This window comes from Burkholderia sp. Bp8963, from assembly GCF_003854275.1.
Taxonomy (GTDB): domain Bacteria; phylum Pseudomonadota; class Gammaproteobacteria; order Burkholderiales; family Burkholderiaceae; genus Burkholderia.
The window spans coordinates 193,262-204,499 of record NZ_QTQP01000003.1; the positions used below are offsets into that span (position 1 = coordinate 193,262).

Genomic DNA, 11,238 nt, shown 5'->3' on the forward strand with positions numbered 1-11,238 from the left:
GAAGCCTGCTTCCGGCGCCCGGCGGTTCGCGCCTTGGCCGTTCCTTCCCGTTGCTCGTTTCCCGGCCGGCATCGCACGCGATCGACGGTCGAATTGAAAGGTGGTGTATCCGCGCACGGCGGAGATACATCGCGATACATGACGATCCTCGGCCTGCGCTATAACAGAGGCTCCACCTGATACGGAGCGCACCATGCAAGAAGCTGCCTGGCTCAAAGGGTCCTGCCATTGCGGGGCCGTGAAATTCGAAGTCCGCACCGCCATCACGCCGGCGGGCCGCTGCAACTGCAGCCTGTGCCGCCGCAAGGGCGTCCTGATGAGCCCGATGTTCGACGGCAGCAACCTCAGGATCCTGGAAGGCGAAAGCGAGCTGACGCTGTATCAGTTCAACACGCGCGTGGCGCGGCACTATTTCTGCAAGCATTGCGGGATCCATCCGTTCCATCAGACGCGCAAGGATCCGGCCCTCTGGCGCGTCAACCTCGGCTGCGTCGACGGCGTCGATCCGTACGCGCTCGACGCCACGGTCGCGGATGGCGCGAGCCTGTCCGTCGTGGACGACGCATGAGGCGCCTGCTCGCCATCGTCCTGTTCGTCGCGGGCGGGTTCGCAACCGAGATCGCCCATCCGGTGCAGTGTTCGCTGATTTCCGAAAGCTGCACGCGGATCGGCGGAACAGCCAAACGCACCGGCGAACGCGGGAAGCGATCGCACGCGCATTAAACCGCCTGCGCAGTGGTGCCCGGTCAAATTCCAACCGCTTCCGATAAGATCGCACGCGATATATAATGTCGATATTCGCGAGCCATCTTTGCAGAGGAGCACGCTCTTGAAATCGACCGACACGAATCCGCGCACCACCCCGAAGCTGTCCGACTTCCTGTGTTTTGCCGTCTATTCGGCGAACCTCGCGTTCGGCAAGGCCTACAAGCCCATCCTCGAGGAACTGGGCCTCACGTACACGCAATACATCACGATCATTGCGCTGTGGGAAGAAGACAACCAGACCGTCGGCAGCCTCGGCGAAAAACTGTTCCTCGAATCCAATACGCTGACGCCGATCCTCAAGAAGCTCGAGGCGATGGGCTACCTGGAGCGCCGGCGCGATCCCGCCGACGAGCGGCAAGTCCTCGTCAGCCTGACGAAAAACGGCCGGCGCCTGCGCGAAAAGGGCCTCAACATGGATCTCGTCGAAGCCACCGGCCTGAAGCCCGATGAATTCGCGAAGATGCAGAAGGGCATCGTCACGCTGCGCAACAACCTCATTCGTTCCGTCGAAGAGCAGGAACAGGCGTGACGTGGGGCGGCGGCGCGGCCGCCGTTCCGCGGAACAGGCATTCGTGATCGGTGGAGAGGAGCGGCGGGCCGGGAATATCCCCGGTCCTACGCGTGTAAGCCGGGGGTTTTCATAATACGAAGCGACTCGATTAAATATCGCATGTGACTACATCGCATGCGATATTTATGCAGGACTTCAGTGACACCAACGCTTGCGAGACGACATCCCGCTCGGTCATTCGCAAACCGTCCTGACAGCATTTGCCCGACCGGCGATCCGCTCAATGACCGAAGTAAATCGAACGTTCGGCGCTGCGCATCACATTCGGGCGACCGCCTTCCGTGACGGCACCGCCGTCGCTGCCATAGCCGGACGCAGACGTATCGACGGCCACGGCGTCACTCGTGTGAATCTGCCGCAGCGCTGCCTGGATGTCGTCCGGATAGTGCGGATCGTTCGGGCGGTTCGGCCGGAAGCCCGCCTCGGCAAGCTGGGCCAGTTCCGCGCGAACTTGCGCGCGGGTGACCGTGCCGGATGACGCGGCGTCGCCGTTGGCGAACGCGGGAGTGGTAACGGACGCCGCAGCAGCGACGAGAAGGGCAGCAATCAGTTGGATCTTCATGGTTGACCTCGACAGGAGAGATTCGGTTGCATTCGCGCCGACGGGCCGGGCCGGCAGGCCGCGGTCGTCCGGCAGGTTCATGGATGTGCTCAGACGATGTTGATCGCGACGTCGATGTTGCCCCGCGTCGCCTTCGAGTACGGGCAGGTCTGATGCGCAGTATCGACGATGCGCTGCGCGACATCCCGATCGAGGCCAGGCAGGCTGACGTTCAGGCGCGCCTGGATGAAATACGCGCCGTCTGCCGTGCCCAGATCCACCTCGGCATCGACCGCGAGATCCGCCGGCAGCGTGATCTTCGACGCACGCGCGGCAAGCTGCATCGCGCCGATGAAACAGGCCGACCAGCCTGCGGCGAACAGTTGTTCCGGATTCGTGCCGCGGCCGGCGCTGCCCGGCGACGACAGTTGAAGATCCAGCCGGCCGTCGGAACTGCGCACCGCGCCGTCACGGCCACCGGAAGAGGTATGCGTCTTGCCGGTGTACAGCACATTTTCGATCCTGCTCATCGTGAACTCCTTGGGAGAAGAAAGGTTTTTAACGCATGCGATTTAATCGCATGCGATGCATATTGGACGAGAAGAGCAGCGATGTCAAGCGCATTCGAGTACATCGCATGCGACTTAAATCGGGTTCGCAATGAAATGGGCGGGACGCGTCGCTTGCACGCACGGTGCGCGCATCCCGGAGCGAAGGGCGTCGCGCCCCCGCGGCACATGCGTCCGCCGCGGGGGCGCGCGGGTTTCAGGCCGGCAGGATCTGCGCGATCACGACGATCTCGATCGCTGCATTGCCGGGCAACTGAGCGTGCGAGAACGCGGAACGTGCATGTCCGGCCTTGTCGCCCAGCACGGCCGCGAACAGGTCCGACGCGCCGTCGATCACCGCTGGCTGGCCGTGGAATCCTGCCGCGGAGCTCACGTGGCCTTCGACGCGTACGATGTGATGCAGGCGATCGAATCCGCCCAGATGTCGGTCGATCTGCGCCAGCACGTTCAACGCGGCGAGCTGCGCCGCGCGCTGGCCTTCTTCGACGGACAGCTGCTCGCCGACGCGTCCCGCATAGGCGATCTTCCCGTCCGCGAGCGGCACCTGCCCGGAAATGAACAGCAGATTGCCGGCTTCGCTGACGGCCGTGTAGTTGCCCATCGGTTGGGGCGGAACGGGCAGGGTGTGGCCGAGTTCGGCGAGTTTTTGCTGGACAGTCATGTCGTTCTCCTTTGCGGTATGGAAGCAAGCGTGGTCGGGTGGCGCGGTGTGCTGCACGCCGAATGCCTGTCAGGCACTGTAGTTGCGCGACCGCCAGCGGTAAATGTCATCGGTGCAAAGGTATCGGGACGCGATGTAACGAATGCAGCGGAACCCGGCGGAATGCGGCGCCGGCGTCGCCTTGGTCATGTCGGGGGCGGCTTTATTCCCGCACGATCTTCGTGCACACTCAGCGCAGCGCTCGCGCGTGCCCGCGTTTCAATGCCGGCGGACCCGCGCCGGCCCCAGCGACGCACCTGAGACGCCACGGAACAGCGCATGCAACGAAAATTCGACGACCTGCTGCTCGGCAGCATCGAGCTGTTCTGCCTGGCGGCGGAACTCGGCAGCTTCACGCTGGCGGCGACCGCCGCAAGCGTCACGCCGGCGGCCGTGAGCCGCTCGGTTGCGCGGCTGGAGGAGCGTCTCGGCGTACGCCTGTTCGTGCGCACGACGCGGCAGATTCGCCTGACCGACTCGGGGCGGCGCTATTTCGAGCAATGCCGGCAGGCACTGTCGCAACTCGTCGATGCGGAGCGCGAAGCGACGGGCCAGCAAACCACGCCCGCCGGCGTCGTCCGGATCAGCATGCCGACGCCTTATGGACACTATCGCGTACTGCCGCTGCTGCCGGCGTTCCGCGCGCAGTATCCGGACGTCGAAGTCGAAGCGCACCTGAGCAACCGCAACATCGACTTCGCCGACGAGGGCTTCGATCTCGCGATTCGGGGCCGTGCGCCGGACGATTCGAGCCTGATCGCGCGCAAGCTCGAAGATGCCGAGATGGTCGTGGTCGGGACGCCCGGCTACCTGAAGCGCGCGGGCAAGCCGAAATCGATCGACGATCTGCAGGCGCACGACTGCATCCAGTTCGAACTGCCGAGCAGCGGCCGCAACCTGCTGTGGGCATTCCGGGACGCGTCCGGCGAACTCGACGTCGCGACGAAAGGCGCGTACGGCACGTCCGGCGACGTGTTGTCCGGCGTGACGCTCGCGCGCAGCGGGGCGGGGCTGTTCCAGACGTACCGCTTCATCGTCGAACAGGACCTGCGCGACGGGCGGCTCGTGGAGGTGCTTGCCGACTACGGCGGCAGGTCGCGGCCGTTCATCCTGCTCTATCCGCATGCGCGCTATCTGTCGTCGCGCGTGCGGGTGTTCGTCGATTACCTCGTCGAGCATCTGGCGCAGGCGCCGGGCAAGCGGGCGCGCTGAGGCTGGGCGGCAGGCCGCTCCCGCCGCTCACGTCACACTCGAACGACGCACGGCCGTGCTCAGTGGCCGGCGCTCTGGCCGCCATCGACGTGCAGGATCTCGCCGGTCACGAACGGTGCCGAGTCGAGATAGAGCAGCGCGCCGACGATGTCGCTCATCTCGCCCATCCGGCCGACCGGATGCAGCGCAGCCAGCGTCGGATGGCTTTCGACCGCGTGCATCGGCGACTTGATGATGCCCGGCGACACGGCATTGACGCGAATGCCTGCCTTCGCATACTCGATCGCGAGCGATTTCGTTGCGGCGTTCAGGCCGCCCTTCGTCAACGACGCGAGCACCGACGGCACGTTGCTGTTCGCGTGATCGACGAGGCTCGTCGTGATGCTGACCACGTGGCCGCCGCCGTTCTTCTGCATCGCGTCGATCGCGCGCTGCGTGATATAGAAGAAGCCGTTCAGGTTCACGTTGTTGATCGCTGCGTATTCTTCCGCCGTGTATTGCGTGAACGGTTTCGCGATGAAGATGCCCGCGTTGTTGACGAGCGTGTCGACGCGGCCGAAACGTTCGATCGCGGTCGCGACGACGCGGCGCGCGGTGTCCGGATCGCCGATGTCGCCGGCGACGGTAACGAGATCGGGACCGTTCGACGGTTCGATCGAACGGGACGTCGCGACGACGCGATAGCCGCGTGCGCGGAACGCCTTCACGGTTTCGGCGCCGATGCCTTGCGACGCGCCGGTGACGATGACGACTTTGGATGCGCTCATGATTTGCCTCGATTGTTCAATGGATTTCGGCTTCAGTGCCGACCGGATCAACGAATCCGATGGAACGAAATTTAGGCGCATCCGGACCGGCTACGAAGACCCACCATGGAGCAACAGTCTTGCGTCGCGGTAACAAATGGTGGCGGCGAACGTCAACGGGTGATCGGGAAGGATGGGGCACTCACCGGTTGGTGGCGGGCTCGCCCGCAAGCAGTGGCTTCTGGAGCATGAGAAGCGCCATGCATAGCGGGCGCTGCGGCATTCCCGGCCCATCTTCCGGCCCAGCTTCCAGTCCATCCCGCATGGCTGATCCGCGTCACAGCACTTCGATCGCGAGCGCAATGCCCTGGCCACCGCCGATGCAAAGCGTCACGACGCCGCGCGTGATGCCGTCGCGCTTCATCGAATGGATCAGGCGGGTCGTGAGCACCGCGCCCGTCGCGCCGATCGGATGGCCGTGCGCGACCGCACCGCCTTCGACGTTGACGATCTCCTCGTCGATGCCGAGCTGACCGGCGACCGCGATCGGCACGACCGCAAACGCTTCGTTGATCTCGAAACGCTGGACATCCCGCAGCACCCAGCCGGCTCGCTCGAGCGCGATCTTCACCGCCGGCACGGGGCCGAGACCGAACATGCCGGGTTCGACAGCGGCGACGCCGAACGACACGAGCCGGGCGCTCGGCACGATCCCGTGCGCATCGGCAAACGCGCGATCCGCAACCAGCATCGCCGATGCGCCGCTGTTGAGGCCCGGCGCGTTGCCCGCGGTAATCGTGCCGTCCGGGCGGAACGCGGGCTTCAGTTTCGCGAGGGTGTCGAGCGTCGTATCGGGGCGGGGCGTCTCGTCACGGGCGAACGCAATGCGCGTCTTGCGCTGCTGGATGTCGACCGGCACGATTTCGGCATCGAACTTCCCACCCGCGAGCGCGGCAGAGAAGCGCTGCTGGGAGCGGAGCGCCCAGCGGTCCTGACGGTCGCGCGAGATCTCGAGCTGGCTCGCGAGATCTTCGGTATGCCACCCCGAATGCTTGTCGGAGAACGCATCGACGAGACCGTCGCGCAGCATGCTGTCATGGATCGGCGCTTCGCCCATCCGGTAGCCCCAGCGCGCGCCGTCGAGCAGGTACGGCGCACGTTCCATGCTCTCCATGCCGCCCGCGACTGCAGCCTGCGCGAAGCCCAGCATGATCTCCTGCGCGGCAGTCGTGATCGCCTGCGCGCCGGATCCGCAGACCCGGTTGACCGTCAGCGCGGGAACCTGCACGGGTACGCCCGCGCCGATCGACGCCTGCCGTGCGGGGTTCATCTTGTTGCCGGCCTGGATCACGTTGCCCATCACGACCGTATCGACAGCCGCGCCGTCGAGGCCGCTGCGCCGCAGGGTTTCGTGCACGGCAATCGAGCCGAGTTCGGTCGCGGGCGTGTCCTTCAGCGATCCATTGAACGTGCCGATCGGCGTGCGGACGGGGTGGCAAATCACGACTTCGCGTGTACTCATGATGCGTTCCTCGCTTGCGTTGACAGGTGCGCTGCATGTGACGGATAGTTACCTATGCATATGCATACTGTCAACGTGGAATTTCGCGGCTGGGCTGCAGAAGGGCGGCTGAACGCCGTTAGCGCGCTGAATGGCGTCGGGCGATGCGCATCACGCGGGGCGGCGCTCGACGATCATCCTGGCGGTCAGGTCCTGCACCACTTCGCCATGCTGGTTGATCGTCTTGCAGCGCAGCGCCAGCGTCCCGTAGTTCGGGCGCGAGCGGGAAGGGGTCAGTTCAGCCACTTCGCTTTCGACGTGCAGCACGTCGCCGGCGCGCGTCGGCAGCTTCCATGCGATCTCGACGCCGGTGCCGAGCATGCCATTGGCCAGCTTCGGTCCGCTGGCGACCAGCAGCCGCATCGTGATGGCCGCGGTATGCCAGCCGCTCGCGGCGAGCCCGCGGAACATCGTGTCGCGCGCGGCATCTTCGTCGAGGTGGAACGGCTGCGGGTCGAATTCCGCCGCGAAGCGCTTGATGTCCGATGCGCTCACTTCGTGTGCGCCGGTGACGAAGGTGTCGCCGAGCGCGAGATCGTCGAAATAGAGAGGCCGTGAAGTCATGGGCAGATCCGTTTCAGAGGGAAAGGCGATCCGGACGGCGGCGCTGGCGTGCTGTCGTTCCGGGGCGCTCCTGGCTTGGGGCAACTTTGGCAACTGTAGGAAACCCTCCGGCGCGCGGGAAGAGGAGCGCTCGGAATGCGGAATTCCTGATCTGACAATAATGAGCGCGGACGCTCGCGGGCGCCACCGATTGGAATGAACACTCGATACGGTGTTTCGGCGGCGTGATTCGTGCGATTTCGAGATGGGTCAGTTTGCGATTCCATCATCCTCTTGAGATAAGTTTTTTATCAATACAGCACGATTGTTGTACAAAACTGGGCGATCGGAAAACGCGTCTGGTCTCGATACCGCCTGACGAAGCCGAACGTTTACCCGAACGTCTAGCGCGGACACGGAATTTCCAGGCGTGCATCCGCTTCCCGCGCCCCCGAGTGGCTCATCCGCTCTGATATGACGAAAGCCCGCCGCGTTCCCGACGCCCGCGACAGCCCGACGGCCGCGCGCCAACCCCCGTGCGGAGCAAAGCGCCTCCCCATTCGCTAGGCACCCCCCTATTCAAAAGTAGGGGGGTGCCCCATCCCGGCCTGTCGCGCGCATCTGCAGAATCCAGATACGGGTCAGTGCGAAGACGTCACCAGCCCGCGTTCGCAGCAGAGCATGGCGTCCAGCGCGTATCGCTGGTTGACCCCAAGGATGGAGGTCATATGTTCAGTACCCGCATGGCTTGCAGCAGTGTGGCGGCACTGCTGTGTCTGATGTGCGCAGTCCCGTCGTTCGCGCAGTCGTTTCGCGTCCAGTGTCCGTTCACCACGCCATCCCACCCGACTGCGCTGGCGCCCGGCGTAGGCGAACCGGCCTACACGAAGCCGACCTATACAGGACAGAACTCCACCGCAACCGGCACCGTGAACGGCGCGATCAAGTGCCAGCAGATCTCGGGCGGCGACGGTTATGCGACGATGGCCAATGGCGTGCAGACCTACCTGTTCGCGTTTGGTCCGCTGTCCGGGCTCGCGGACATCCGGGCCGGCCTGCCCGGCACGGAGCTCGCGTCGGTGTTCAACACGGTCGGCGATCCCAAAAACGATTTGACCTACAACGGCGCGGTCGGCCTCGTGCCCGATCCGGAGGCCGCCGCCGCCGGGCTGACCGGCAACGCCCTGCTGACCGGTCACGTCGATCCGCGTCAGATCATGGACATCGGCGTGATGAACGGCAACGAACCGGCGCCGCTGATGGCGATCGACGAAGACGACGAGTTCTTCCTCACGCTGACGAACGTCGGGATGATCATGCGCCCGGACCTGTTCGAACGGCACACGGTGCACTTCCACGGCTATCCGAACGCATCGTCGTTCTATGACGGCGTGCCGGATGCGTCGGTCGCGATCAACATCGGCGCGAGCTTCACCTACTACTACCTCGCACCGGATGCGGGCACCTACTTCTGGCACTGCCACATCACGCCGCCTGAGCACCTGCAGATGGGCATGGTCGGCCAGATCTTCGTGCGGCCGCGCCAGGACCGCGTGCCCCAGGGCCAGTCGTTATACGCGTCACTGGTCACCCAGCAGTCCGACCTGCGAACCCGCTGCGGCAACGACATTCTGTGCTCGACACCGCTGCCGCCGAAGGACAACGGGGCCGCACGCATACCCAACGCCAACATCACCGTGGCCCCGGGGGCTGCGACGCCGCAACTGCCGCTTTATGCGTACAACGACGGCGACGGCTCGACTGCGTACGACGTCGAATATCCGGTCCAGATACACGGTTTCGATCCGAACTTCCACTTCGTCGGCATGACGTTCAATCCGGAGCCGTTCACCGACATGAAGGACAAGTTCTTCCTGCTGAACGGCCGCAGCTATCCGGACACGGTGACCGAAGGGTCGATGCAGACACCCTCATCGGATGCCGCGATGCATTTCTCGCAACCGTTGCCATCGGTCATCAACATTCCGGCTGGCGGCAGGGCGCTGTTGCGGATCTCGGATCTCGACGTCACGGAATACCAGACGCTGGCGTCGCTCGGCATCCCGATGCATGTGATCGGGATCAACGCCCGCCTGCTGCGCGACATGGCCGGCAACAACATGGCATACGACACGAACTCGATCACGCTCGGCGGCGGCGAGTCGCTCGACCTGATTCTCGATGCCAGCGACCCGGGTAAATACCACGCGGGTCAGGTTTTCTACCTGTACACGCCGAATCTCGACCATCTGTCGAACGATCAGGAGAATTTCGGCGGATTGATGACCGAGGTCCACATCTGCAAGTCGGTGGATCCGAGCTTGAAGCTTTGCAATTGATGACCACGGCCCGCCCGCGTCATCGGGCAGGCCAGGCCGGGAAGTCCTGCACTGAGGAGAAAAGCCGTGGGACACATCACTCACCGCGCGTGGACAGCGACGCTCGCGCACCTTGGACGGTTTGCACGCGTCGGTGTCGCAACGCTTGCCGCGTTGCTGTCGCTGCACGCGCAAGCCGCCGCGCCGGGCATTACCGGCAAGGTCTTCAACCTCACCGCCGCGGAAGCGCGCATCACGCAGCCCGACGGCACAAGCGTCTATTCGTGGGGCTACGGCTGCACGGCGGGCGGCACGCCGCCCGTCTTCTCGCCGTCGACGATCACAGGTGCGACCTGTCCGACGATGCAGATTCCCGGTCCGACGCTGATCGTCAGGCAGGGCGACACCATCACCGTGACGCTCACCAACAATCTGCCCGCTGCGGCTGGCAACACGTCGATCCTCTTTCCGGGGTTCGTCGTGTCCGCTACCAACGGCGTGCCCGGGTTGCTGGCGCAGGAGGCAGCGAACGGCGGCGGGACGGTCACTTACACGTTCGTCGCCTCGACGCCGGGCACGCATACCTATTACAGCGGCACGCAGGGCGACCTGCAGGTCGAGATGGGAATGTACGGCGCGATCATCGTGCTGCCGAATACATCGGTCAACACGGCGGGCTGCATGGCGTTCCCTGATACGGGCAGGCCCTTCAGCCAGCACGATTTCCGCAACGCGCCGGCGGCATTCGACAACAGCGCGGCCTGCTACGATCGTGAGTATCTATTTCAGTTCTCCGAAATGGATCCGAAGATCCACCAGCAGGCCGAGCAGCAGGTTTTGGTGAATTCGTCGTGCAAGAAACCGACCGGCTGCATGACCGTCGAGACCGAGCCGTATCACCCGGCGTACTTCATGGTCAATGGCCGTTCGATGCCGGACGACATGGATCCGAACTACGCGCCGCAGTATCCGCACCAGCCGTATAACGGCAACCCGCACATGCATCCGGGCGAACTGGTGCTGTTGCGGATCATCGGCACGGGCCGCTGGCAGCATCCGTTCCACGAGCACGGCAACCACGTGCGCGTGCTCGCGCGCGACGGCAACCTGCTGCTGAGCCCGGTCGACCCGACCAACCCGACGAAGCCGCAACTGCCGGCCGGCCCGCTGCTGTTCACGACGACCACGACGCCGGGCCTGACGATGGACGGGATCTTCTACTGGACCGGCAAGGGCCTGAACTGGGACGTCTACGGGCACGGCTACCCGGGCGACACCAGCGTCTGCGTCCCGGACGCGAACGGCTACTACACGACCGCGTCGGGGGCCCCGCGCAACGCGCCGAACTACTACGAGTGGTGCCAGGACCATGGCAAGGCGCTCGAGAAGGCGCCGTTCGGCAAGGTCGCCAGCGGCGGGCCGGTCACGCTGCCGGACTCGAACATCCTGACGAACGGCTTCTGGTATGGCGGCAGTCCGTATCTCGGACCGGACGCGACCGTGCGCGCGACAGGGCCGAACGGTACGACGCCACCCAGCGGCACGGTCCTGAACTCGCCGTCGCAGGAAGCAGGCTTCGCATTCATGTGGCACTCGCATAACGAGCGCGAGATCACGACGAACAACATCTTCCCAGGCGGAATGATGATGATGATGCTCGTCGATCCCCCGGTATTTCCGATCGACGAATCCAATTAGTGGTGGGGAGA

General features: G+C 64.5%; 11 protein-coding genes. 5 read left to right on the plus strand and 6 right to left on the minus strand.

Translation table 11 applies throughout. The features are described from left to right. Positions 1-193: 193 nt before the first annotated feature. Together DID96_RS04215 and DID96_RS04220 are read left to right on the plus strand one after the other, a co-directional pair. On the plus strand, positions 194-568 hold the full coding sequence (locus DID96_RS04215; protein ID WP_124597993.1) for a GFA family protein: 375 nt from the start codon (positions 194-196) through the stop codon (positions 566-568). A 261-nt stretch (positions 569-829) separates the two neighbouring features. Continuing rightward, a complete protein-coding gene (locus DID96_RS04220) occupies positions 830-1,297 on the plus strand; it encodes a MarR family winged helix-turn-helix transcriptional regulator (RefSeq protein ID WP_124597994.1) in 468 nt (155 codons plus the stop codon). A 262-nt stretch (positions 1,298-1,559) separates the two neighbouring features. Here DID96_RS04220 and DID96_RS04225 read toward each other — a convergent pair whose 3' ends face one another. The 3 genes from DID96_RS04225 to DID96_RS04235 form a co-directional block, all read right to left on the minus strand. Continuing rightward, positions 1,560-1,901: a DUF4148 domain-containing protein gene (locus DID96_RS04225; RefSeq protein ID WP_124598054.1), complete on the minus strand. Its 342-nt coding sequence runs from the start codon at positions 1,899-1,901 to the stop codon at positions 1,560-1,562. A gap of 89 nt (positions 1,902-1,990) precedes the next feature. Continuing rightward, positions 1,991-2,410: an organic hydroperoxide resistance protein gene (locus tag DID96_RS04230; protein ID WP_124597995.1), complete on the minus strand. Its 420-nt coding sequence runs from the start codon at positions 2,408-2,410 to the stop codon at positions 1,991-1,993. A 235-nt stretch (positions 2,411-2,645) separates the two neighbouring features. Further along, the gene (locus DID96_RS04235; RefSeq protein ID WP_124597996.1) at positions 2,646-3,110 is read right to left on the minus strand and encodes a RidA family protein; all 465 of its coding nucleotides are present in this window, start codon (positions 3,108-3,110) and stop codon (positions 2,646-2,648) included. A 318-nt stretch (positions 3,111-3,428) separates the two neighbouring features. Here DID96_RS04235 and DID96_RS04240 point away from each other — a divergent pair, with 318 nt between their 5' ends. Further along, positions 3,429-4,361, plus strand: a complete 933-nt coding sequence (locus tag DID96_RS04240; RefSeq protein WP_124597997.1) for a LysR family transcriptional regulator — start codon at positions 3,429-3,431, stop codon at positions 4,359-4,361. 59 nt (positions 4,362-4,420) lie between these two features. Here the strand turns inward: DID96_RS04240 and DID96_RS04245 are convergent, their stop codons facing one another. The 3 genes from DID96_RS04245 to DID96_RS04260 form a co-directional block, all read right to left on the minus strand. Continuing rightward, positions 4,421-5,128, minus strand: coding sequence for an SDR family NAD(P)-dependent oxidoreductase (locus DID96_RS04245; protein WP_124597998.1), 708 nt, complete (start codon positions 5,126-5,128; stop codon positions 4,421-4,423). A gap of 316 nt (positions 5,129-5,444) precedes the next feature. Further along, on the minus strand, positions 5,445-6,629 hold the full coding sequence (locus DID96_RS04255; protein ID WP_124597999.1) for a thiolase family protein: 1,185 nt from the start codon (positions 6,627-6,629) through the stop codon (positions 5,445-5,447). Positions 6,630-6,779: 150 nt separating this feature from the next. Continuing rightward, the gene (locus DID96_RS04260) at positions 6,780-7,232 is read right to left on the minus strand and encodes a MaoC family dehydratase (protein ID WP_124598000.1); all 453 of its coding nucleotides are present in this window, start codon (positions 7,230-7,232) and stop codon (positions 6,780-6,782) included. A gap of 707 nt (positions 7,233-7,939) precedes the next feature. Here DID96_RS04260 and DID96_RS04265 point away from each other — a divergent pair. Together DID96_RS04265 and DID96_RS04270 are read left to right on the plus strand one after the other, a co-directional pair. Further along, complete coding sequence (locus tag DID96_RS04265) at positions 7,940-9,550, plus strand: multicopper oxidase family protein (protein WP_124598001.1); 1,611 nt, start codon at positions 7,940-7,942, stop codon at positions 9,548-9,550. Between the two features lie 66 nt (positions 9,551-9,616). Beyond that, positions 9,617-11,227: a multicopper oxidase domain-containing protein gene (locus DID96_RS04270; RefSeq protein WP_185732166.1), complete on the plus strand. Its 1,611-nt coding sequence runs from the start codon at positions 9,617-9,619 to the stop codon at positions 11,225-11,227. Positions 11,228-11,238 lie beyond the last annotated feature (11 nt).

What these genes read in the sequence shown, in the direction of transcription:
- DID96_RS04240 (WP_124597997.1), top strand. Translation starts at nt 3,429, where the DNA reads ATGCAACGAAAATTCGACGACCTGCTGCTCGGCAGCATCGAGCTGTTC.
- DID96_RS04260 (WP_124598000.1), bottom strand. Translation starts at nt 7,232, where the DNA reads ATGACTTCACGGCCTCTCTATTTCGACGATCTCGCGCTCGGCGACACC.
- DID96_RS04255 (WP_124597999.1), bottom strand. Translation starts at nt 6,629, where the DNA reads ATGAGTACACGCGAAGTCGTGATTTGCCACCCCGTCCGCACGCCGATC.
- DID96_RS04225 (WP_124598054.1), bottom strand. Translation starts at nt 1,901, where the DNA reads ATGAAGATCCAACTGATTGCTGCCCTTCTCGTCGCTGCTGCGGCGTCC.
- DID96_RS04245 (WP_124597998.1), bottom strand. Translation starts at nt 5,128, where the DNA reads ATGAGCGCATCCAAAGTCGTCATCGTCACCGGCGCGTCGCAAGGCATC.
- DID96_RS04235 (WP_124597996.1), bottom strand. Translation starts at nt 3,110, where the DNA reads ATGACTGTCCAGCAAAAACTCGCCGAACTCGGCCACACCCTGCCCGTT.
- DID96_RS04265 (WP_124598001.1), top strand. Translation starts at nt 7,940, where the DNA reads ATGTTCAGTACCCGCATGGCTTGCAGCAGTGTGGCGGCACTGCTGTGT.
- DID96_RS04230 (WP_124597995.1), bottom strand. Translation starts at nt 2,410, where the DNA reads ATGAGCAGGATCGAAAATGTGCTGTACACCGGCAAGACGCATACCTCT.
- DID96_RS04215 (WP_124597993.1), top strand. Translation starts at nt 194, where the DNA reads ATGCAAGAAGCTGCCTGGCTCAAAGGGTCCTGCCATTGCGGGGCCGTG.